The organism is Parasedimentitalea nitratireducens, from assembly GCF_057444295.1.
The window spans coordinates 46,377-68,364 of sequence record NZ_JBYAXC010000001.1 but is presented as its reverse complement, the minus strand read 5'-3'; the positions used below and the strand labels follow the sequence as shown (position 1 = coordinate 68,364).

Below are 21,988 nucleotides of genomic sequence, written 5' to 3'. Positions count from 1 at the left end.
ATGAAAATCAAATCATTGTGCGCTGGACTGGGAGGGGGCAGCCTAGGCCCATTGATCTAACGCCTTAATTTACGTGGCGGTTTTCGTGAAGTTGTTCCTTGCACTGATCGCCTTTTTCTTGTCGGCGATACCCAGTTTAGCCCACAGCCCGTATTTTTCTGATTGGTCTTGTCAATCGGGTGAGGGGTTTGAACTTCGGCTATTTTATGGTGACGGGATTGTTGGCCCTAATCCCGTCAGTGTTGTTGCGCTGAACCCCGAGGGTCATTTGCTCGCAATTCAGCCGATTGGGATTGGCAGCCAAGGCTTGTGTGGCGCGAAGTGTCAGATCGCGGATCCGAAATCAGGCGTCGTGTGGAGTCCTGTTGCCGAAGACTTCTTTGCCGGAGATCAGATTTTCGGCGAGAGCGAAAAGGCGAAAGCAACGCGTTGGGCATATGAGCCAGGAGTTGTGCATAAAAGTTTTGGGTTTGGGCAATCAAAGATGGACTTGGAATTGCACCTAGCGATCCTGCTGGATGAGATGAAATCCCTTAAGTGGGTTGTGGTGGTTTTCTTTTCTGCCGGGTTGCTGGTTGTTGTCACGCCTTTGGTTGTTAGACTGTGGAGTACTGAGGAGCGCCCTTGGGAGCGGCGTTTCGTGATCTTGGTCTTGTGGCTGCTTCCGTTGATGGTGTCGCTCATATTGGCATTTTTCCTATGCTTTTTAGTGCTTTCCTTTGGTGTTCCTAGTTTGCAACTGGTCACGCTTTCCACCGGGGCTGGAGCTCTTGCTGGTGTTTCGCTGAATTGGGCTATGAACCGATTGGGTCGATAACGCTGGGTTTGCCTTCTACGTGCCTTAGCCGTTGTGACATGCGTATGTATCGCTCGCCTTTTTTGAGGAATGGTGTCCCTTCGAGATTGAAACCAAACTTTTGATAGAGCGGCACTGCGGTTTGCCGGGCATCTAACCAGAAGCGGTCGAACCCCTGAGCTATGGCATAGTCAATCAGGTGGTCGAGCATTACGCTCCCGTGGCCTTGTCCCTGAACGGAAGGAGCCGTTGCGAACTTGCGTAGACGGATTTCATCACCGCTTGAAAAAAGGGATGCGGTGCAGATCAGAGCCTCGTCGACGAACCCGCCAAAATGAACTGCGCTGTCGTCGCCTTTGACCATGCTGGCCTCAACCGGGTGGTTTGGCCAGAGTACTGCGCGTCTGAGCGGTAGGGTTTGATCTTCGGTGATGGGGCGGATGATCATGGGTTTCTTATCGACCGGCGATGAAATTAGTTGGAGTGGTCTGACTGAGTTAACAGTGTTTTCTAGTTGGCGTAAGTCGCCCGTCTAGGTTGTCAGTTACTTTGGTTCGCGGTGTTTCTCGGGGTCAGTGCAGGGATACTGAAGATTTCTGGCAGGCAGCGGCGTGATCTGGCCCAAGTTTGCTATGCTTTTACTTGCACCGCCTAGGGAATCTGCTTATTAAACGCGCTGTCAGTATAGAGGCGGCTAACGCACACACGGCATTATGAGCAGGGCTGGGGTATCCTCCGGCCCTTTGTGTTTGTTTGCTCATAGCGTTTGTGCGGCGTCCATATTGACCAAACCCCAAGACCGGCGGAGACAACCGCACGGCCAGAAAACAAATGTAAAAGGAAACATGAGACCTCATGGCTCAAAACGTATCTATGGAGGACTTCGAAGCCCTTCTGAATGAAAGCTTCGAAATGGACACCCCTGATGAGGGTTCCGTAGTCAAAGGCAAAGTCATCGCGATCGAAGCGGGACAAGCCATCATCGACGTCGGCTACAAAATGGAAGGCCGCGTTGATCTGAAAGAATTCGCTAATCCTGGTGAAGAAGCTGAACTGGCTGTTGGCGACGAGGTAGAAGTCTACCTGCGTTCCGCTGAAAACGCCAAAGGCGAAGCTGTTATCTCGCGTGAGATGGCTCGCCGTGAAGAAGCTTGGGATCGCCTGGAGAAAGCATACGCAAGCGAAGAGCGCGTCGAAGGCGCAATCTTTGGTCGCGTCAAAGGTGGCTTCACTGTCGACCTGGGTGGCGCAGTTGCGTTCTTGCCCGGTTCGCAGGTTGACGTTCGCCCCGTGCGTGATGCTGGCCCACTGATGGGTCTGAAGCAGCCGTTCCAGGTTCTGAAAATGGACCGTCGCCGTGGCAACATCGTTGTATCACGTCGTGCGATCCTCGAAGAGTCCCGTGCCGAACAGCGCGCTGAAGTTATCGCCAACCTGACCGAAGGCCAGGCTGTTGACGGTGTTGTGAAAAACATCACTGAATACGGTGCGTTTGTTGACCTGGGCGGCGTCGATGGCCTGCTGCACGTCACTGACATGGCATGGCGTCGTGTGAACCACCCATCCGAGATCCTGACAATCGGCGAGACCGTTAAGGTCCAGGTTATCAAGATCAACAAAGAGACCCACCGTATCTCCTTGGGCATGAAACAGCTGCAGGACGATCCTTGGGATCTGGTTGCCGCTAAGTTCCCACTGGAAACTGTGCACACTGGTCGCGTCACCAATATCACCGACTACGGTGCATTTGTTGAGCTGGAGCCAGGTGTTGAAGGTCTGGTTCACGTGTCCGAAATGTCTTGGACCAAGAAAAACATCCACCCCGGCAAGATCGTTTCGACCAGCCAAGAAGTGGAAGTTATGGTTCTGGATATCGACAGCTCCAAGCGTCGCGTATCCCTGGGTCTCAAGCAGACACAGCGTAACCCATGGGAAGTCTTCGCAGAAGCCAACCCTGAGGGCACCGAAGTCGAAGGCGAAGTCAAGAACATCACCGAATTCGGTCTGTTCATTGGTCTCGAAGGCGACATCGACGGCATGGTTCACCTGTCCGACCTGTCATGGGACGAGCGCGGCGAAGATGCGATCCAGAGCTACCACAAGAACGACATGGTTCAGGCCGTTGTCTCCGAAGTGGACGTTGAAAAAGAGCGTATCTCGCTCTCGATCAAAGCCCTTGGTGGCGACAAGTTCGCTGAAGCTGTTGGCGGCGTGAAGCGCGGTTCGATCGTGACTGTTGAAGTCACTGCGATCGAAGAAGGCGGTATCGAAGTGGTATATGAAGGCATGAAGTCCTTCATCCGTCGCTCCGATCTGTCGCGTGACCGTGCTGAGCAGCGCCCTGAGCGTTTCAACGTTGCCGACAAGGTCGACGTTCGCATCACCAGCGTCGACTCCAAGACACGTCGTCTGGGTCTGTCGATCAAGGCACGCGAAATTGCAGAAGAAAAAGAAGCCGTTGCACAGTACGGTTCCTCGGATTCCGGCGCATCGCTGGGCGACATCCTGGGCGCTGCACTGAAGTCAGGCGACTAAGTCTTTAACGCACCGCGCGTATGAAAATTTTGAAAGGCCTCACTTTTTGTGGGGCCTTTTGATTTTGAAACGGTGGCTGGTTGGCCGCCCTTTTTCGGTAGATCGATATTCCGAATCACGGATGGGTTGTCAGCAGCTTACGGAAGCGGGCGCTGGAAAAAGCCCTGTAGAGCGGACCTTTTTGCCCTAAACAGCTCATCTATCAGCGAAATTTCGCTTGATACAGTTGTTTTTAACTGAATAAACGCGCTGTTTCTGTTCCCGCCGACGGACTTTTTGTCCTATAGTCATTTAAAATCACTTAGCTTTTGCCGTTGGCTTGGGAGGGCCGGGATATGATCCGCTCAGAACTGATTCAGAAGATTGCAGATGAAAACCCACACCTGTATCAACGCGATGTTGAGCGGATCGTTAACACCGTGTTTGAGGAAGTCACTGGCGCGATGTCGCGTGGTGATCGGGTTGAGCTGCGTGGCTTTGGCGCCTTTTCGGTGAAAAAGCGTGACGCGCGGGTTGGTCGTAATCCTCGTACTGGTGAGACGGTTCAAGTTGATCAAAAGCACGTCCCGTTCTTTAAGACCGGCAAGCTGCTGCGGGACCGTTTAAACGGAAAATAATCTGATGCGTTATGTTCGCTATGCCTTTTGGGGTGCACTTGGGATCATGTTGATCTCGGTGAGCTTGGCCAATCGTGCAATCGTCGATCTGCAATTGATGCCAAATGTCATTGCTGAATTGTTTGGCTTCAACCCTAGCATTTCGTTGCCGCTGTTTGTTGTGGTTCTGGGCGGTGTCGCCGCGGGATTGATCGTTGGTTTCATCTGGGAATGGATCCGCGAGCACAAGCATCGCCGCTCGGCCAGCGGACAGGCGCGTGAAGTCCGCAAACTGTCACGCGAAGTCGATAAACTGAAAAAGCAAAAGAACGAAGGCAAAGACGAAGTTCTGGCCATCCTTGAAGACGCTTGATCTGATGTCTGACGTTCGGGTCAAGATCTGTGGATTGCGCAGCATGGATGACATCAACACAGCCGTCGATGCCGGTGCGGCTTATGTCGGGTTTGTTTTTTTCCCAAAGTCTCCACGTCATATCCAATTGGATGCAGCGGCCAGTTTGGCTGCGGCAGCCCCTATGGGGCTGTGCAAAGTGGCGCTGACAGTCAATGCCAGCAACGATGAACTGGATACTATCACCGGAGCCGTACCGTTGGATATGTTGCAGCTCCATGGCAAGGAAAGCCCCGAGCGTGTGGCTGAAGTCAAATCACGCTATGGGTTGCCTGTTATGAAGGCCATCGGCGTTGCGGATGAGGCGGATCTTACCCAGATCGACATCTATTCATCTGTTGCGGATCAATTGCTGATTGATGCCAAGCCACCCAAGAACGCAGTTTTGCCGGGCGGCAATGGGTTGGCCTTTGACTGGCGGTTGTTGGCCGGGCGCAAGTACTGGCAGCGGCCTTGGATGCTGGCTGGTGGGCTGACACCTGACAATGTGGCCGAGGCGATCCGGATGACAGGTGCGTCTCAGGTTGATGTCTCGTCTGGTGTGGAAAACGCGCCGGGCCAGAAGGATGGCGCACTGATCGACAGCTTTACCAGATCAGCGCTGGCGGCGCGGACTTAGAACAACCAAAATTCACGTTCTGGCGAGGTTTCTCCCAAGCCTCTCTTTACCAGTGCTGATGCGCGCGATACTCATGGGCGGCGTTTCGAAGAGGATTACAAACATGGCCGAAGATCTTTTTAATAGCTTCATGAACGGACCTGATGAGCAGGGACGTTTTGGCATCTTTGGCGGGCGGTTTGTTTCTGAAACGTTGATGCCGCTGATCCTGAGCCTTGAGGAAGAATATAACCGGGCCAAGGACGACGAAAGCTTCTGGGCTGAGATGAAAGATCTGTGGACCCACTATGTTGGCCGTCCCAGTCCGTTGTACCATGCCGAGCGCCTGACCGAGCATCTGGGCGGTGCCAAGATTTATCTCAAGCGGGATGAGCTGAACCACACCGGTGCGCATAAGATTAACAACGTGCTGGGACAAATCATCCTGGCACGGCGCATGGGTAAGACCCGGATTATTGCTGAAACCGGAGCAGGGCAGCACGGTGTCGCTACGGCTACTGTTTGCGCCAAGTTTGGTTTGAAATGCATCGTCTATATGGGTGCGCATGATGTGCAGCGTCAGGCCCCCAACGTGTTCCGCATGCGCCTGCTAGGGGCGGAAGTCATTCCTGTGACCTCGGGTCGTGGCACGCTGAAGGATGCGATGAACGATGCGCTGCGTGACTGGGTGACTAATGTTGCGGATACATTCTACTGCATTGGTACGGCGGCAGGTCCGCACCCTTATCCAGCAATGGTTCGCGACTTTCAGTCGATCATCGGCAAGGAAGTCCGCTGGCAATTGGCCGAGCAGGAGGGCGAAGGTCGCCTGCCGGATACAGTGATTGCGGCGATTGGTGGTGGATCGAACGCCATTGGGTTGTTCCATCCGTTCCTGGACGACAAGTCGGTCCGCATCATCGGCGTCGAAGCTGGCGGCAAAGGTGTGGATGAGAAGATGCAACACTGTGCCTCGTTGACTGGCGGCCGCCCTGGTGTGCTGCATGGCAATCGGACCTATCTGCTGCAAGACGAAGACGGCCAGATCCAAGAAGGGTTCTCGATCTCCGCGGGGCTCGACTACCCTGGTATTGGCCCAGAGCATTCCTGGCTGCATGATACCAAGCGTGCAGAATATGTTTCAATCACAGATGTCGAGGCATTGGAGGCCTTCCAGCTGAGCTGTGCGCTTGAGGGGATTATCCCCGCATTAGAGCCAAGCCATGCGCTGGCCCATGTCATGAAAATCGCGCCTGACCTGCCCAAGGACCATATCATCGTGATGAACATGTGTGGCCGGGGGGACAAAGACGTCTTTACCGTAGCACGCCACCTTGGGTTTGATATGTCCGACACCGAAGGGCGTGACTTGGACTGATAATCTGAGACCAGAATTTTGGTGCTTAAGCACCAGCATTTTGGCGGTACCCTGATGAGGTGTGCCGCCATTTTTGTGATGGGTTCCAGTTAGGTGTGTCGCGCTCAGAGCGTGATTTACAGGCATCTCAGATGAAATTGGTGTCTTATTTAACCAGTTCGATAATTTTTTCACTCATGCATGTTGTTGTTCAATACAAGCTTTTCTCTTGCGGGCGTTTTCAACCATTTGAATATGCGTCTGTTAAAGCGTGGGTGTGTATTACTATGAAAAATAAGGCTTTCTCCAGATATGTTTTGACTTTACTTTTGCGCGTCACGCCTTTTTGTTACGAAAAATTGTCTTACTATTATGGTCTTGTAACGGTCGGGCGCTATGGTCCTGAACTTGTGAAAGGTTTTATCTTTAAAGAAATGGCAGGACTTATGGGCGTACCGATGACATGTTCGCTCAAACCCGGGGCGAAAGTAATTCGTTCAGGAGGCACGGTCGATGCTAAAGGCCCGAAAATTATCTTTAACGCTGAAGCTGCCATTGGTGATGGTTGCGCTGACGGCGACGTTCTTGGTTACTGTGTCATTTCTGGTCTATCGCATGGCGGAACAGAACATCCGGCAGAATGTCTATTTCTCTCATGAGATGGCGGCCAATTCAGGGCAACAGGCGATTACATCATTGATCGATGCTGTGCGTAGGGATCTGGTGATGAACGCAGATCAGCCAACCACGTTCCGCGCCATTAGCAATTTCGATCGGGTTTATAAAATGATCGAGGAAGAACCGGTTGGCTACCTTACACGGACCTATATCACCAACAACCCAAATGCGGCAGATCAGAGAGCTGAACTGGTCGATCCGGGAGACGGTGAATACTACAGTCAGGCCCACAATAGCTATCACCCGACCTTTTTGCGGTCGTTGCGTTTGAACGGATATGAGGACGTGTATCTGTTCAATACCGAAGGGCGCCTGCTTTATACCGTCAAAAAACAGGATGACTTTGCGCAGGATTTTTCGTCTGGGGCCAATGCGGAAACAGGGTTGGGGCAGGTTTATCATGCAACCATGCAGGCCCAGCCGGGGGAAATTCTGACATCGGATTTTGCGGGTTATGATGTAACAGGTGGTGCGCCGGGGGCATTCTTGGCCGTGCAAATCTTGAGTAAGACAAAAGCCGTGGTGGGCGTGCTGGCGGTACAGATTTCCAGTGACCGAATTGTAAATGCATTGTCAGCAAATCTCGAAGGCGGAGATCATCAGAATATTTATCTGGTGAGCGAAGATGGGGCTGCGCGTAGCCCTTCGCTGGTCGACGGACTGTTTGAGGTTTCGGATACACTGCCACAAACCGCTCAGATCATGGCGGCCCAGACCCGTGAAGAAACACTGTTTGAATCTGTGGTTGCTGTAAATGGCCACGAAGCCATTGCCCTGGTTAAGCCGCTGGAAATTCCGGGGTTTGGCTGGTCTTTGGTTATGGAAACCGACCGCCACGAAGCCTTTGCAGTTGTACATGAAATCCGGTTGGTTGCGATTGGGATGATCGCAGCGGCGGTTATCATTGCTACCATTGTTTCATGGATTGCAGCCAGCCGTGTAACAAAACCTATTCAAAGCTTGCGCACCGTAACGAATGCCTTGGCGGATGGTGATTATGAAATCGAAATTTCCGGCCGTGATCGTGGGGATGAGCTGGGGGATCTGGCGAGCAGCATGGGCGATTTTCGCGATCGGTTGAAACAGGCCGATGAAGCCTCTGCACGTGAGGCCGAAGCTGCCCGGAAAACGGCTGCTGTTGTTGAAACCATGAGCGGTGCCTTGTCGCAACTTGAGCGTGGCAATCTTGCCTGCGATATTGAGGCACCATTTGCGGCGAACTATGAAACCCTGCGTGAGAACTTTAATCGCAGCCTGGAAAACCTGCGTGGGTCGATGTCCAGCGTCGTGGACGCGTCGCAAAACGTTGACCGCTATTCGGCGGAACAGAAATCTGCGGCAACCGATATGGCGCATCGAACCGAAAGCGCAGCGGTAACGCTGGAAGAGACGGCGAATGCCATTCACGATCTGTCGGATGGCGTGAAAACCACTGCTGACCGGGCTACTCAGGTGGATGATACAATGCAAAGTGCACGGTCCGAGGCGGAGCAGAGCAATGAGGTTGTGACCTCGGCTGTGAAGGCTATGGATCAGATCCAGGAAGCATCGAGCGAGATTTCAAAAATCATCAGCATGATTGATGACATTGCGTTTCAGACCAACCTGTTGGCATTGAACGCCGGGGTTGAGGCCGCAAGGGCAGGAAGTGCTGGCAGTGGATTTGCCGTGGTTGCGTCTGAAGTGCGGGCCTTGGCATTGCGTGCCTCGACTGCGGCGGGCCAGATTAAGGAATTGACCAATGCCAGCGAAGAACATGTATCGCATGGGGTGGCGATGGTTGGACGTGCTGGCGACGCCTTGACCAGTATTATCGGGCAGGTGACCTCGGTTTCTGATCTTGTCACCGAGATTGCAGATGGTGTGCAGTCACAGTCCACTGGTCTGGACAATATCAATGCGGCAATGCGGCAGCTGGATACAGTGACTCAGCAGAACACTGCTATGGCAGAAGAGGCCTCGGCGTCGAGCCAACTGCTGCAGCGTGAGGCGCAGAACCTGTCGGGAATTGTGACGCGGTTCGAGATGGGAGACGGCAATAGTATGGACAGCGTCCAAGAATTTCCCGAGCAGCACTTACGGAGTGCATGAGCCGCAAAACAGGTAATTCGGCAATAACAAATGCAAAACAGGTCCGTGAATTCACGGGCCTGTTGTTTGACTCTGATCCGGTTAGCTCCAGTTGAATCAGGAAAGGAAGTGTCTTTCCCGCTGCCGATCTGGAGACCAAATGACCACATTTCAGAATGCACAATCAGTAGACCGCAAAGCACGGCTTGTTACTGTCCGCCAGATAGGATTGTCCGACATAGCAAAGGCTCTGCGCCTTGGGTTCCAGGACTTTCTGGGCAACCCGTCGCACTATTTCTTTGCGGTATTGATTTATCCGATCATTGGCCTGGCTCTGTTTATTTGGGCGTCTCAAGGTAACGCTTGGTATCTCATTTACCCACTGGCAGCCGGGTTTGCGTTACTCGGCCCAATAACGGCCATTGGGCTGTTTGAGGTGAGCCGACGCCGTGAGCAAGGACAAGAGGTTTGTTGGAGGCACTGGTTTGGTGTGTTTCGCTCCCCGGTCATACTGGACATCATGGTATTGGCGTTTTGGCTGTTGGTACTTTTTGTTGCGTGGTTGATGAGTGCACAATGGCTCTATGTCTCACTGTTTGCTGACTACTCGCCAGCCGGACCGCTTGATCTGTTGGGGGAGGTGTTTGGTAGCGCCAAAGGGTGGCAACTGCTGATACTGGGGCATCTGGTTGGGTTTTGTTTTGCCCTTACTGCGTTGGCCACAACAGTTGTCGCGTTTCCTTTGTTGCAGGATCAAAACACCGGAGTACTGACCGCCGTGGCTGTTTCTTTGTTGGCAGCTTGGAAAAACCCGGTGCCAGTCTTGGGCTGGGGTGCCTGTGTTGCGGGATTACTCGTGCTGGGCTGTCTGACAGCCCTGGTCGGACTGATTGTGGCGCTGCCAGTCTTGGGCCATTCGACATGGCATTTTTATCGCCTGCTGGTGCGTGTCAAAACTTCCAGCGAGAGTTAAGCGTCAGTTGGCCTGACTGCTGAACTCCTGCGCACGTGTTACTGCGGTATAGTCGGACTCGAACATCATTATTGCCATAAAGGCCAGAATGAATATCGGTGGCAGCAATATGGCGTAACTCAGCGCCAATCGTTCCCAAGCCATATGCATGAACACAGCGACGATCAGCCCAGCCTTGAGGACCATGAAGATCAGGATCAGACTCCAGCGCAGCACGCCTTGCAATTGTACGTAATCAACGAAGTAAGAGCAGGCACTGAGGACAAATAATAACACCCAGCAGACAAAATAGATCTTTAGCGGATGTTCCTGGTGCTCGTCATGAATCTCGGGTTGCGACATGTCGACCTCCTACCACAGATAGAAAAATGCAAAGATGAAAACCCAGACCAGATCAACAAAGTGCCAGTACAGGCCCATGATCTCGACCGCTTCGTAGTCCCCTTTGCCACTGCACATCCAGGTACGTTTGTCCTGGTCAAACTCACCCTTCCAGACTTTGCGCGCAACGATCAGCAGGAAAATTACCCCAATTGATACGTGGGTGCCGTGGAAACCGGTGATCATGAAAAAGCTTGCGCCAAATTGTTCGGCTCCAAAGGGATTGCCCCAGGGCCGTACGCCTTCATGGATCAGCTTGGACCATTCAAAGACCTGCATGCCGACAAACATTGCACCCAGTGCAGCAGTGAGGACCATAAGCAGCGCGGTGGGTTTACGGGCACGGCGATAGGCGCAGTTCACTGCCATCGCCATGGTGCCGGAAGAGGTGATCAGAACGAAAGTCATGATCGCAATCAGGATTAACGGCAGTTCTACACCGCCGATGTGCAGGGCAAAGACCTCGCTGGCGTTGGGCCATTCGGTAACGGTGGAATTGCGCGCGATCATGTAGGCTACCAGGAAGCAGCCGAACACAAAGGTATCGCTGAGCAGGAATATCCACATCATGGCCTTACCCCAGGAGACCTTTTTGAAGGCCCGCTGATCCGAGCTCCAGTCCTCGACAAACCCTTGCAGACCCGGTGTCGGCGGGTTTGAGGGCGGTTTCAGGGGTGCCTCCTGCATCAGGGTTCCTCCTTAGGTCAGGGCGCTGCGACAGAGCGCCAGAAATTCGTTTCCCAGCCCCATCAGTAGGGCCAAGAGCAATAGCCAGATCACCAGCAACCCGTGCCAGTAAAGCGCGCAGAGACTGATTGAATTTTGAAAGTTGCAAGACTGGGTTCGGCGGATCCAGACCATAGCCAGTGCGATCAGCCCGCCCAAAATATGTAGCCCATGCAGCCCGGTGATCAGGTAGAAAAAACTGGCGGCTGGGGCGCCGGAAAGTTCGTATCCATTCCGGGTCAGGGTCTCCCAAGCGTCCAGTTGTCCCACCATGAAGCCAACTGCTGTTGCGGAACCAGCCGCCAGCCAAATTTGTATGTCTTTTTGCCGACCACGTGCAGCCATATACAGGCAGAGGCTGCTGCTGGCCAGGAACCCGGTGTTGATCCAGACCTGGGCTGGCATGGGGACCAAGAGCCACGGGGTCTCATCTATCTGCATCACAAAGGCGCTGCCCAGCATTGCAAAGAGCCCGCCAATGACGGCCAGGAATATCGTGACACCCATTCGATGGGGGGGCGGTTGCGGTGACACGTTGTTTGGATGAGGCCCGACGCTTTCTAGCCAGGGCTTGGATGTCAGCCCCTGTCGTGACAGCCACCAGCCAGCGATGCTGGCCACCAAGGCTAAAAATATGAGAACAACACTCATAACCGGCCCGTATCAGGAATTTTTGGGCCAGGGTCTGTCTGGGCAATAAAATCCTCGGGTGCGCCGGGCAGGCTGTAGTCATAGGCCCAGCGGTAGACCAGGGGCAGGTTGTCCCCCCAATTGCCGTGTTCTGGCGGAACCACAGGCGTTTGCCATTCAAGCGAAGTAGCGCGCCATGGGTTGTGACCCGCAACACGACCATGCCGAATGCTCCAGTACATGTTAAACAGGAACAGCATCTGGGCAGCGCCCACAGTCAGAGCCGCGACCGAGATAAAGGCGTTCAGCCCATCCACCGGTGCAGTCATGAATGCGGATTCACCCATTTCGTAATAGCGGCGTGGAACACCAACAAGGCCGACATAATGCATCGGAAAGAAGATGGCGTAGGCCCCTATGAAGGTGATCCAGAAATGGATGTGACCCATGGCTTGGTTCAGCATGCGGCCGGTCATCAGCGGGTACCAGTGATAAATCGCGCCAAGGATCACCATGATTGGGGCAACCCCCATCACCATGTGGAAATGCGCCACAACAAACATTGTGTCTGACAGTGGGACATCGACCACCACATTGCCTAGGAACAGCCCTGTCAGTCCTCCGTTTACAAAGGTCACGATGAACCCCAGTGCAAACAACATGGGCAGGGTTAAGTGGATGTCACCCTTCCATAGGGTCAGCACCCAGTTGTAGACCTTGATCGCTGTGGGCACCGCGATGATCAGGGTGGTAGTGGCAAAGAAGAACCCGAAATAGGGGTGCATGCCGCTGACGTACATATGGTGGGCCCAGACGATAAAGCTAAGCGCGCCGATGCCGACGATGGCCCAGACCATCATGCGGTAGCCAAAGACATTCTTGCGGGCATGTACGGCCAGCAGGTCGGACACGATGCCAAAGGCAGGCAGGGCGACGATGTAAACCTCGGGGTGGCCAAAGAACCAGAACAGGTGCTGGAACGCGATGGGACTGCCGCCGCCATAGCTGAGATGCTCACCCATCTCGACCAGGGCTGGCATAAAGAAAGATGTGCCCAGAAGACGGTCGAACATCATCATGATTGCGGCGACCAACAGGGCTGGGAAGGCCAGCAGGGCCATGACGGTTGCGGTAAAAATGCCCCAGACCGTTAGTGGTAAGCGCATCATGGTCATACCGCGGGTGCGAGCCTGCAGAACCGTGACCACATAGTTCAGCCCACCCATGGTGAAGCCGATGATAAACAGCGCCAGCGAGACCAGCATCAGGAGGATGCCGGATTGTGCACCGCCTGGCGTGCCAGACATGATCGCTTGTGGAGGATACAGGGTCCAGCCTGCGCCGGTGGGACCGCCGGGGGCAAAGAAACTGGCGACTAGCACAAGAACAGCCAGCAGATAGATCCAGAAGCTGAGCATGTTGACGAATGGGAACACCATATCGCGGGCACCAACCATCAGTGGGATCAGGTAGTTACCAAACCCGCCGAGAAACACGGCCGTTAGCAAGTACACCACCATGATCATCCCATGCATGGTGATGAACTGGTAATAGGCATCTGGTGTGATGAAATCGAACAGCCCGGGAAAGCCCAGTTGCAACCGCATCAACCAAGACAACACGAGCCCCACCAGGCCAATGGCGAGCGCGGTCCCGGCGTATTGAATGGCGATATACTTGGCATCCTGCGAGAAAACATACTGGCTCCACCAACCGTGTGCGTGGGGCGGCTGAACGTCCGCCACTTCGGCAGGTGGCAACTGGGGCTCCGTGTCATGGGGCAGGTCGGCCATTCTTATCCTCCTGTGTGACCCTCACCCTGCGCGCGGCGGGGGAGGGCTATGCGTCCTTTCCTGTGCCAGCCGTTGGGCTAACGATTTTCAACCAATCGAACGTCCTCTGCTTCGGCCGCTGCTGCGGCGTAATCGGCAAAGGTATCCTGCTCATCAAGCCAGATTTGATAATCCTCGGGGCTGACCACATAGACCGCACCGCGCATATAACTATGAGCGGTGCCACAGAATTCAGCGCAGAGCACTTCGAACTCGCCAATGCGGGTGGGGGTGATCCAGTAGTAGGTGATCATGCCGGGGACCATGTCCATCTTGGCGCGAAACTCGGGGACGTAGTAGTTGTGCAGCACGTCTATGGAGCGCAGCAATATTTTTACGGGCTGGTCCAGAGGCAGATACAATTCGCCGCCTTCAATGATGACATCGTCCTTGCCGAAACGGTCAAAGGGGTTGATGCCAAGCGGGTTGTCATCGTTGATATGTTCTATCGCGGTGGTTCCCAGGCGTCCGTCCGCACCGGGTAGGCGATAATTCCAGCTCCACTGTTGGGCGACAACTTCGATCTCGGTGGCATTGTCGGGAACGGTGACAAACTGCTTCCAGACAAATAGCCCAGGCACCAGCAAGGCTGCCACACCAATTGCGGTGATGATGGTCAGGCCAACTTCGAGCCGCTTGTTCTCGGGGTCAAAAACGGCTTTGTGGCCCTCGCGATGGCGGAAAGCAAAGACGCAATAAGCCATGAACAGGATCACCATCGCAAAGACGACGCCGGTAATCCAGAAAGTGACGATCAGTGTGGTGTCGATATAGCCCCAGTTTGAGGCAATCGGGGTCCACCACCACGGGCTAAGTATGTGAAACGCTACCGAACCCACAACTATTAGAACCAGAACAATCGCAATGATCATATCGGAAATATCCTGTCTGTCCGCGTCGATCAGTGGCGCTTGGAACGCCTGTTCTGTCGACAATTGGAGATAAGGATAGGGGGGGGGGAAGTGAAATCCAGTTTTGCGGCAGTTAAATTATCGTATTAATTTCTGATCATTGCCTTGTGTGGCAGTCAAACGACTTGGTGTGGTCTGTGCGACAAAGCGGGGACACATCACTGTGGCCACCCTGCCATTTCCAAACCTTTGCACAGGTGCTGCAGGTCGTTTTCGTTTTCATAATGTATCGTTGCCAACAGCTTTTCCATGCTGAATTCAGGGTGTTGCTTTTCAAGTTGTGCAATCTGTCGGACCGCTGATTTCTGGTCGTCCAAACAGCCGTGACAAGCAACTGCAAAGCAATGCTGTGCCGCATCCAACGAAGGTAGGTGACCAAAAGCCCCGAGCGCAGCGCGGTAATCCTTATTGGTGAAGTGCGCCTTGCCCAGATGGCTCCAGAATCGCAGCGGATGGTGTGGGTTCAGTTTCATCGCTCTGCTGATCCACTCAACGCCTTTTGAGGCTTCGCCAGTCCACGTATATAGTTCACCCATTTGCACAACTACGAGATCATAGTTGGGGTTCAACTCCAACGCGCGTTCATGGTGGTATTTAGATCGGGTAAAGTTGTGATTCAGGATGTCGATCGCACCCAACAGGCGGTGTATATCAGCGTCATTGTCATCGAACTGTGCAGCGCGTTCACTGGATTCCCTAGCTTTTTCCAGGGTCGCTTCCTTGTCGTCGCACCAGCCGTAACCCCAAGCCTGTCCCAGAATGCATCCACGCCAAACATGCGCATGCGCATATTCTGGATCCAGTGCTATTGCGCGTTCAACCAGTTCCAGCGCTTTGACGTTATCTTCGCGGTTGCTTTTGTGGTGAAGCACCTTAGCCACCAGTAGGCATTCATAGGCAGCTAGGTTTCCGGGTTTCTTGCGTGCTAACAGGTCTTGTTGCTGTGCTTCGATGCGCCCTGGCAAGGTAGCGACAATTGCGGCTGTCACTTCGTCTTGGATGGCGAATATATCATCCAGAGTACGATCATACTTCTCGGCCCAGATATGAGAGTCATTGGCGGTATCGATCAGCTGCACCGTCACCCGCAGCCGTTGGCCGGATTTGCGAACGCTGCCTTCAACCAAATACTGTGCTCCCAGTTTCTCACCTACTTCACGCAGGTTCACAGCTTGGCCTTTGTAGACAAAGGTGGAGTTGCGAGAGATAACAAAAAGTTCGTGGCGGCGGCTTAGCTCTGTCAGAATATCCTCGGTCAGACCGTCGACAAAAAATTCCTGTTCAGGGTCACCGCTGAGATTGTCAAACGGCAAGACGGCGATGGTGGGTTTGACCGCGCTGACCGTGGCCGTTGTTGGTGCGGCATCGGGGAGTGGATTGCTGAACGCGGCGTCGTCTGGCTGGGTACTTTCGAGATCGACTTGATAGGCCTGCACCGGACGTTTCATGTTCTTTAGGTGTTGCTCGCCAAGGTCCTGGAATGAAAGGCCAAGTCGCCCCGCGACCTGATCGTGCACGGCGGATGAAATACAGACCTGACCGGTGCCAGCCATTTGTTCAAGCCGGGCCGCGACGTTGACACCGTCACCAAAAATGTCGTCGTCTTCGAAAATGATATCGCCCAGATTGATGCCAATGCGAAATTCGATGCGTTGGTCGCGTGCTACATCCTTGTTGCGGCGTTTCATGACAGTCTGAACCTTGACCGCACATTGTACGGCGTCAGCCACACTGGGGAATTCAACCAGCATGCCGTCACCGGTGGTCTTGATGATATGGCCTCGGTTTTCGTTGATCGCCGGATCAATCAACTCATGTCGGTGAGTGCGTAACCGGGCAATTGTCCCGGCTTCATCCGCCTGCATCAAGCGGCTGTAGCCGACCATATCGGCTGCAAGAACTGCGGCGAGTCGTTGGGTCATGCGGGCCTCCCAGACCAAAAGCATAGCCGAAATCGGTCTGATTTTCCATGGTCCAGAGAGGGCGTCAGGCCGGGGCGGTTGCTGTTACAACATGGGACTGAATTTTGCCTTGGACAGGGCCGCTGCCAAACTTGTCGGTAATGACTTGTGTTGCCTTGTCTATTATTTGCTCCATCAGCGCCGCATCGCGCTCTTCGATTTCAGCCCGAAGCGGCGTGCCTTGGCAATACGCCACTGCGGGATGGCGGGGCGATGGGGCCGGGCTGAGATCTGAACGTGTTTCAATCTCGACGGCGGAAAATCCCGCCGTTTGCAGTTCACTGCGGATTTGACTGGTGTCGTGATAGCCGTGTGGCGTGCGGGCCAGAAAACGAGGTGGGTCATTTGGAAAGAAATCACCTGCAACCCCAGTGACCACATCAGCAAATTCGTTTTCTTCTATCTTGTCCCAGACATTGAAGATAAATCGCCCACTGGGTTTTAGCGTTTGCAGCACCTGTTGATATCCTGCGATCCTGTCCGGAAAGAACATCACCCCATGCTGGCAATGGACGACATCAAAGCTTTGGTTTCCAAAGGGGAGTTGCAGGGCGTCTGCCTGCATCCATTCGATGCCATTGGAGTTGTCCTGACGCTTCTGAGCATGCTTGAGCATGGCCGGGTTCAGGTCTGTCACTACGTAACGCGCATCGGGTGACAGCAAGGGCGCAAGACGGCGGGTAACAACGCCAGTGCCTGCTGCCAGCTCGAGCACCGATGCAGGAGAATGACTTGCTACCCTTTGCGCCATGTCGTCGGCACAACCAGTAAAGATCATGGGCACCATGAAGGTATCGTAGAATTCAGGAATTGAGCCGGTGAAATCCTTGTCAGTCTGAAGCATGCGAGCCTGCCTATTCTAAAATTGGACTTATGGGTGAGCCTAATTTGTCTGCCCGAAACGTAACACAGCTGCGGCAATTCCTATAACCGCCTGTGCAGTTGCTTCTAACTGCAGGAGAATTTGCAAGTCTCGCGTCGAAGGCAGGTGTTAACGGGCCGGACGGCCATTAAGAAATTTGAGCCGACGTAACCGGCCTAAACCTTGCCCGAACTTGGACCAACTTGCCTGATTCTGGTCAGGTTGAAGACCGCGATTCGGTGGTTCGTTAGCAAAATTGGGCAAGAATCCTAATAAATGGCCGCTACGCGTTAACCAGTCAGATCATATTTTATTGGTATTTTAGAAAAATAGTTAACGCCCGCGCACGAATTTGCGAGGAAAACCCCTGTTTTACTGGCATGTTAGGAAACAATAACCTGGGGGGTTAGTAAATTGTTAAGACTGTCACAATCTGTCCATGAATTAGTCCATGCTTTGCAACATTGGGCCTCATTCCAGCCTCACCACTGAATGACGATGACGACGTGGGAAATTGGAGTGGATAATGAGACTTCTTATTGGAGCGCTCGTGGCTTGCCTTCTGCTGGTAAGCCCCGATGGCGCGACGGCGGGTGATCCGTCTAAGAATGCCAGGTCCGTTCCTGGGTGGGAAGCCGTAGGACGGCTGAACATCGCAGGACGGAACATGTGTACCGGTGCATTGATTGCATCGAACATGGTATTGACGGCGGCACATTGTGTGTACGACCAAAATTCTGGTCGGGCGATCAACCCATCGTCTATTAAATTTGAAGCAGGTTTAAATGGCCGTCGGGTCAAGGCATCTAGAACTGTGAGTCGGGTGGCTGTACACCCTCAGTATCAGTTTCGGCCAATTGGTCAGGCTCAGATCGGCTATGATATTGCTGTGCTGCGATTGGACAAACCGATCAGCAACGCTCAGATCCAGCCCTTTGCGATGGCTGGCGCTCCGAAACGGGGGGACGCCGTAGGTGTACTGTCATACACCTATGTGCAAGCAAACCGACCTAGTCTAGAGCAACCGTGTCACATTTTGGCACGCCAAAGCGAAACGCTGGTGATGTCTTGCAACGTTGAATTCGGTGCCTCTGGCGCCCCGGTGTTGGCGGTTAACCCTGGCCGCGCACCGCAAGTTGTGTCGGTGGTCTCTGCCAAGGCCGCAATGGGCAACAGGCGTGTCTCTATCGGCACTACTCTGGATCAAGCGGTGCAATTACTGATGCAAACGGCCGGTTAACTCCAAAACCGGTTTGAGTAAAATACAATACAAGCGACCTGCATTCTGCCAAATGCGGGTCGTTTTGTTTTCTACGGCTCTCGAAATGCTTCTCGTGATTTATACAGAGGCTTGAGCAGGTATTGGAGAATTGTCTTTGAACCGGTTTGCAGCTCGGCTGTCGCGCGCATGCCGGGGCGGATTTCAATGTCCTTTTGCCGATCTGTCAGATCAGATCGGTCAACTCTTACCGTAACGCGGTAATAGGGCGGCGCGCGTGGGTTGCGTTCATCTTCGAATGTGTCGGCGGACACGAAATCCACCTTGCCCTTTAGCGTGCCATAGATGGTGTAATCATAGGCCGAGAGCTTGATGGTTGCATCCTGGCCGGGTTTGACGCTGGCGATATTCTCGGGCTTGACCCGTGCCTCGACAAACAGCTCTTCACCCAGTGGGATGATCTGGACGATTTCTTCGCCGGGCCGAATGACGCCGCCAATCGTAGTGACGGCCAAGCTGTTTACAATGCCAGCCAGTGGAGAGGTAATAATGGTCCGGTCCAGTTGATCTTGCGCCAGTCGCAAGTCCTGTTTGCGAGAGGTCAGATCCTGCAGTGTTTGCGAGTATTCTTCGGCCAGTTCCAATTCGGCCTGAGTACCAATCTGGTTGTATTTCAGTTTTGCGTCGCTGACCGCCTGTTGGGAGCGGTTTACCTCGATGAGAGCAACGATTTTCTTTTTATAGAGCTGCTCCATGTTGGTCAGTTCTTTTTGTAACTGATCCAGAATTTCACGGGCGCCATCACGTCGGCTGACAAAATCGGTTTGGCGGGCATTCAACAGGGCCTGCTCAGATGCCAGAATATGCGCTGACCGATTGGCCAGTTCATCAGGGACCAGAAAATCATAGGCCCCTTCCATTTCAGCTTCTAACCGGTGTCGGCGGATCTCCAGCGCGTCAATCTGGTCTTGCAGGTCGTCCTTGGCTGCCCGGAACTTTGTGTCTTGTAATCTGGCTAGAACTTGGCCCGCAGTTACGGTTTCACCTTGGTGAACATGCAGTTCAGCCAAAATTCCGCCTTCAAGGTTTTGGACGATTTGGGACCGAGAGGATGAGACAACTTCGCCATCAGCACGCACGATTTCGTCCACCCAAGCCACTGCCGCCCAAATAATGAAAATGACAAAGACCAGCCCAACGATGTAGATGATCCGGCTGGCGCCGCGTGTTGACGCGGCCAGGTCGTCCTCGGCTTGGGTCATTTACCTTCGCTCGCTGCGAGGTGAGCCAGTACTTTGTCTCGTGGTCCATCAACAACCATACGGCCAGCCTGAAGGATTAAGGTTCGGTTGGTCAGCGATAGAATGGGCATCCTGTGAGTGGCAATGACCGCTGTTCGGCCCTGAAGCCAGGAGTCCAGTCGGCTCACCAAGGTCCGCTCCAGCGTTTGGTCTAATGCGGCGGTTGGTTCGTCCAGCAAAACGATAGACGGGTTTTGCAGCCACAGGCGGGCCCAGCCAATGGACTGGCGTTGGCCAATTGATAGACCGCCTCCGCCATCGCTGATTTGAAGATCCAGCCCTTTATGATGGCCGCGCACGAATTCACCAAGGCCTGCAAAATCAAGAGCGGTTAGCAGGCGCTCGTCATTGCGTTCCATCTGGTTCATATTCAGGTTGTCGCGCAGGCTACCGGTGAACAAGCGAACATCTTGGCTGAGATAGCCGATGTTGCGACGCAGATCGCGTGGATCCACTTGTGCCATGTCAGTGCCATCAATCATCACACGCCCGCTGTCCGGGCTATAAAGTCCCGACAGGACTTTGAGCAGTGTTGACTTGCCTGATCCGTTGGCGCCAAGCACGGCGATGCTCTGGCCTGGGGTGATGGCAATTCCTGGCACGTCCAGGGTCGGGGAGCCATCTTCGTCATAACGATAGGTAACTTCGCGCAACTCAAATTTACCCTGAAGGGTCTGGCGGCGCAGATAAGCCCGGCCGGCTTCTTTTTCTTGTGGGGCGAGCGCGATGGCATCCAGAGCCTCAAGCGCAGCCTTTACGTTGCTCCAGCGTGCCATGGTGCCTGCGAACTGGGTTAGCGGCGCCAGGGTGCGGCTGGTTAAAATGCCGGTGGCGATAATTGTGCCGACAGTAAACTCGCCTGCAAACACCATAAAGGTGCCGACAACGACCGCTGCGACATAGGTGACTTGCTGTACGCCTTGGGACCAGTAGGTGAGCGCACTGGACAGACGGCGCTGTTCGGTTGACGAATGTGACGACAGAGCATTCAACTCGTCCCAGAGCCGCAGCACGCGCTCCTCGCCGCGTTGGGACTTGAGAGTGTCTAATTCACTTATGACTTCATGCAAAAGCCGCCCAGATTTGGCGTTGGCGCCTTGGGTCTGACGGGTCAGCGCAATCATCCGTTTTTGCATGAAATAGGCCGGCAACAGCATCAGAATACCGCCCAGCATAATGACCCAAACAATGGGCCCAGCGATCGAGGCGACCAATAGCAAAAACACAGCGACAAACGGGACATCGGCCAAGGTGGCAATGGTGGACGAGGTGAAAAACTCGCGTACAGAGCCAAAGTCGCGCATTGCGGCAAACAAGCCTGATGGCGGCAGTGGCTTTTTGTCGGATCGCATGCCGATTATGCGCTGCATCAGGTTGCGTTGAATTGACAACTCAATTTGGCGACCAGCAACATCCGTCAGTCGAGCGCGCGATAGTTTAAGTGTTGCCTCCAATGCAATTGCCAACAGCGCACCAATGGCAAGAACCCACAAAGTGGCCTGGGACTGGTGGGGGATGACCCTGTCATAAACCTGCAGAGAAAACAGTGCGACCGATACTGCCAACAGGTTCGAGACCAGTGAGCCCAGCATGATTTCACCAATCTGGCGGCGGTACTTGGGAAACTCTCCCCAGAACCAATGATCGTTGGCCAGCTTGGGCGTGTGCCGTGCGGCCATCTGTTTCAACGATGTGCGACCAGAAAGGGTTGTTCCGCTAAACACCGGAGCAAAATCACTGACAGGTACCTCAGCTCGGTTGTCCGGGCAGGTCGTGTCAAAAATAGTCAGAAAATCATCTGCTTGCGAAAGCACCAGTACACATTGGCCACCGCTCATCATGGTCATTGCTGGCCAGCTATCCGAGCGGATCGGGGTGTTATGACTGATTTTGGCTTGAAGCCCAGTTGTTTCAAGCGCCTTTGCGAGTAGATCCAGAGAGACCTCTCCGGGACTATTGGTCCACAGGTATTCGCTTAGGTCACTAACCGGCACGTCGGTGCCCTTGAGGCCCGCGAGCGTGGAGATCAGCGTAGCACGGTGCTCGATCCGTGCGGCTGTGCCCTCAATCAGCTCGTTGACTTCTTGCGCTGAAGAGCTGGGGTGTGGCTGTTCCACCTCAATCGATTGGGGTTGGATGACCGCAAGTGC

The 21,988-nt window shown here is 53.9% G+C and carries 20 protein-coding genes; 10 read left to right on the top strand and 10 right to left on the bottom strand.

Features of this window, described 5'->3' with window-relative positions:
- The first annotated feature begins 85 nt into the window (after positions 1–85).
- Positions 86–817, top strand: a complete 732-nt coding sequence (locus AC2T28_RS00295; protein WP_486746947.1) for a hypothetical protein — start codon at positions 86–88, stop codon at positions 815–817.
- On the opposite strand, the gene AC2T28_RS00290 is transcribed toward AC2T28_RS00295, so the two are convergent.
- On the bottom strand, positions 795–1,244 hold the full coding sequence (locus tag AC2T28_RS00290) for a GNAT family N-acetyltransferase (protein ID WP_486746946.1): 450 nt from the start codon (positions 1,242–1,244) through the stop codon (positions 795–797). The genes AC2T28_RS00295 and AC2T28_RS00290 overlap by 23 nt on opposite strands.
- 407 nt (positions 1,245–1,651) lie before the next feature.
- On the opposite strand from AC2T28_RS00290, the gene rpsA reads away from it, so the two are divergent.
- The 8 genes from rpsA (at position 1,652) to AC2T28_RS00250 (ending at position 10,015) form a co-directional block, all read left to right on the top strand.
- Positions 1,652–3,331, top strand: coding sequence for a 30S ribosomal protein S1 (gene rpsA, locus AC2T28_RS00285; protein ID WP_486746945.1), 1,680 nt, complete (start codon positions 1,652–1,654; stop codon positions 3,329–3,331).
- Positions 3,332–3,666: 335 nt separating this feature from the next.
- On the top strand, positions 3,667–3,948 hold the full coding sequence (ihfB, locus tag AC2T28_RS00280) for an integration host factor subunit beta (RefSeq protein WP_486746944.1): 282 nt from the start codon (positions 3,667–3,669) through the stop codon (positions 3,946–3,948).
- A gap of 4 nt (positions 3,949–3,952) precedes the next feature.
- A complete protein-coding gene (locus tag AC2T28_RS00275) occupies positions 3,953–4,300 on the top strand; it encodes a lipopolysaccharide assembly protein LapA domain-containing protein (protein WP_486746943.1) in 348 nt (115 codons plus the stop codon).
- A gap of 4 nt (positions 4,301–4,304) precedes the next feature.
- Positions 4,305–4,958, top strand: a complete 654-nt coding sequence (locus tag AC2T28_RS00270; protein ID WP_486746942.1) for a phosphoribosylanthranilate isomerase — start codon at positions 4,305–4,307, stop codon at positions 4,956–4,958.
- A gap of 103 nt (positions 4,959–5,061) precedes the next feature.
- Complete coding sequence (gene trpB / locus AC2T28_RS00265) at positions 5,062–6,315, top strand: tryptophan synthase subunit beta (RefSeq protein WP_486746941.1); 1,254 nt, start codon at positions 5,062–5,064, stop codon at positions 6,313–6,315.
- Between the two features lie 176 nt (positions 6,316–6,491).
- A complete protein-coding gene (locus AC2T28_RS00260; RefSeq protein ID WP_486746940.1) occupies positions 6,492–6,953 on the top strand; it encodes a hypothetical protein in 462 nt (153 codons plus the stop codon).
- Positions 6,856–9,063: a methyl-accepting chemotaxis protein gene (locus tag AC2T28_RS00255; RefSeq protein WP_486746939.1), complete on the top strand. Its 2,208-nt coding sequence runs from the start codon at positions 6,856–6,858 to the stop codon at positions 9,061–9,063. The genes AC2T28_RS00260 and AC2T28_RS00255 overlap by 98 nt, the downstream gene beginning before the upstream one ends.
- Before the next feature lie 139 nt (positions 9,064–9,202).
- Complete coding sequence (locus AC2T28_RS00250) at positions 9,203–10,015, top strand: DUF2189 domain-containing protein (protein ID WP_486746938.1); 813 nt, start codon at positions 9,203–9,205, stop codon at positions 10,013–10,015.
- Positions 10,016–10,018: 3 nt separating this feature from the next.
- Here the strand turns inward: AC2T28_RS00250 and AC2T28_RS00245 are convergent, their stop codons facing one another.
- The 7 genes from AC2T28_RS00245 to AC2T28_RS00215 form a co-directional block, all read right to left on the bottom strand.
- Positions 10,019–10,357 carry a cytochrome C oxidase subunit IV family protein gene (locus AC2T28_RS00245; protein WP_486746937.1) on the bottom strand — a complete coding sequence of 113 codons (339 nt, stop codon included), beginning with the start codon at positions 10,355–10,357 and terminating at the stop codon, positions 10,019–10,021.
- Between the two features lie 9 nt (positions 10,358–10,366).
- Positions 10,367–11,083, bottom strand: coding sequence for a heme-copper oxidase subunit III family protein (locus AC2T28_RS00240; protein ID WP_486746936.1), 717 nt, complete (start codon positions 11,081–11,083; stop codon positions 10,367–10,369).
- Between the two features lie 12 nt (positions 11,084–11,095).
- Positions 11,096–11,773, bottom strand: a complete 678-nt coding sequence (locus tag AC2T28_RS00235; protein WP_486746935.1) for a cytochrome c oxidase subunit 3 — start codon at positions 11,771–11,773, stop codon at positions 11,096–11,098.
- On the bottom strand, positions 11,770–13,545 hold the full coding sequence (locus AC2T28_RS00230; RefSeq protein WP_486746934.1) for a cbb3-type cytochrome c oxidase subunit I: 1,776 nt from the start codon (positions 13,543–13,545) through the stop codon (positions 11,770–11,772). Before AC2T28_RS00230 ends, AC2T28_RS00235 begins: the two co-directional genes overlap by 4 nt.
- 77 nt (positions 13,546–13,622) lie before the next feature.
- Positions 13,623–14,456 carry a cytochrome c oxidase subunit II gene (locus tag AC2T28_RS00225; protein ID WP_486746933.1) on the bottom strand — a complete coding sequence of 278 codons (834 nt, stop codon included), beginning with the start codon at positions 14,454–14,456 and terminating at the stop codon, positions 13,623–13,625.
- A 197-nt stretch (positions 14,457–14,653) separates the two neighbouring features.
- Positions 14,654–16,417, bottom strand: coding sequence for an adenylate/guanylate cyclase domain-containing protein (locus AC2T28_RS00220; protein ID WP_486746932.1), 1,764 nt, complete (start codon positions 16,415–16,417; stop codon positions 14,654–14,656).
- Between the two features lie 64 nt (positions 16,418–16,481).
- Positions 16,482–17,300, bottom strand: coding sequence for a class I SAM-dependent methyltransferase (locus tag AC2T28_RS00215; protein WP_486746931.1), 819 nt, complete (start codon positions 17,298–17,300; stop codon positions 16,482–16,484).
- Positions 17,301–17,844: 544 nt separating this feature from the next.
- On the opposite strand from AC2T28_RS00215, the gene AC2T28_RS00210 reads away from it, so the two are divergent.
- On the top strand, positions 17,845–18,558 hold the full coding sequence (locus AC2T28_RS00210) for a trypsin-like serine peptidase (RefSeq protein WP_486746930.1): 714 nt from the start codon (positions 17,845–17,847) through the stop codon (positions 18,556–18,558).
- A gap of 71 nt (positions 18,559–18,629) precedes the next feature.
- On the opposite strand, the gene AC2T28_RS00205 is transcribed toward AC2T28_RS00210, so the two are convergent.
- Positions 18,630–19,799, bottom strand: a complete 1,170-nt coding sequence (locus AC2T28_RS00205; protein ID WP_486746929.1) for an HlyD family type I secretion periplasmic adaptor subunit — start codon at positions 19,797–19,799, stop codon at positions 18,630–18,632.
- The gene (locus tag AC2T28_RS00200) at positions 19,796–21,976 is read right to left on the bottom strand and encodes an ATP-binding cassette domain-containing protein (protein WP_486747988.1); all 2,181 of its coding nucleotides are present in this window, start codon (positions 21,974–21,976) and stop codon (positions 19,796–19,798) included. The genes AC2T28_RS00205 and AC2T28_RS00200 overlap by 4 nt, the downstream gene beginning before the upstream one ends.
- Positions 21,977–21,988 lie beyond the last annotated feature (12 nt).

Coding starts and splice junctions, on each gene's coding strand:
- AC2T28_RS00290 (WP_486746946.1), bottom strand. CDS start 1,244: ATGATCATCCGCCCCATCACCGAAGATCAAACCCTACCGCTCAGACGC.
- rpsA (WP_486746945.1), top strand. CDS start 1,652: ATGGCTCAAAACGTATCTATGGAGGACTTCGAAGCCCTTCTGAATGAA.
- ihfB (WP_486746944.1), top strand. CDS start 3,667: ATGATCCGCTCAGAACTGATTCAGAAGATTGCAGATGAAAACCCACAC.
- AC2T28_RS00275 (WP_486746943.1), top strand. CDS start 3,953: ATGCGTTATGTTCGCTATGCCTTTTGGGGTGCACTTGGGATCATGTTG.
- AC2T28_RS00270 (WP_486746942.1), top strand. CDS start 4,305: ATGTCTGACGTTCGGGTCAAGATCTGTGGATTGCGCAGCATGGATGAC.
- trpB (WP_486746941.1), top strand. CDS start 5,062: ATGGCCGAAGATCTTTTTAATAGCTTCATGAACGGACCTGATGAGCAG.
- AC2T28_RS00260 (WP_486746940.1), top strand. CDS start 6,492: ATGCATGTTGTTGTTCAATACAAGCTTTTCTCTTGCGGGCGTTTTCAA.
- AC2T28_RS00255 (WP_486746939.1), top strand. CDS start 6,856: ATGGTTGCGCTGACGGCGACGTTCTTGGTTACTGTGTCATTTCTGGTC.
- AC2T28_RS00250 (WP_486746938.1), top strand. CDS start 9,203: ATGACCACATTTCAGAATGCACAATCAGTAGACCGCAAAGCACGGCTT.
- AC2T28_RS00245 (WP_486746937.1), bottom strand. CDS start 10,357: ATGTCGCAACCCGAGATTCATGACGAGCACCAGGAACATCCGCTAAAG.
- AC2T28_RS00240 (WP_486746936.1), bottom strand. CDS start 11,083: ATGCAGGAGGCACCCCTGAAACCGCCCTCAAACCCGCCGACACCGGGT.
- AC2T28_RS00235 (WP_486746935.1), bottom strand. CDS start 11,773: ATGAGTGTTGTTCTCATATTTTTAGCCTTGGTGGCCAGCATCGCTGGC.
- AC2T28_RS00230 (WP_486746934.1), bottom strand. CDS start 13,545: ATGGCCGACCTGCCCCATGACACGGAGCCCCAGTTGCCACCTGCCGAA.
- AC2T28_RS00225 (WP_486746933.1), bottom strand. CDS start 14,456: ATGATCATTGCGATTGTTCTGGTTCTAATAGTTGTGGGTTCGGTAGCG.
- AC2T28_RS00220 (WP_486746932.1), bottom strand. CDS start 16,417: ATGACCCAACGACTCGCCGCAGTTCTTGCAGCCGATATGGTCGGCTAC.
- AC2T28_RS00215 (WP_486746931.1), bottom strand. CDS start 17,300: ATGCTTCAGACTGACAAGGATTTCACCGGCTCAATTCCTGAATTCTAC.
- AC2T28_RS00210 (WP_486746930.1), top strand. CDS start 17,845: ATGAGACTTCTTATTGGAGCGCTCGTGGCTTGCCTTCTGCTGGTAAGC.
- AC2T28_RS00205 (WP_486746929.1), bottom strand. CDS start 19,799: ATGACCCAAGCCGAGGACGACCTGGCCGCGTCAACACGCGGCGCCAGC.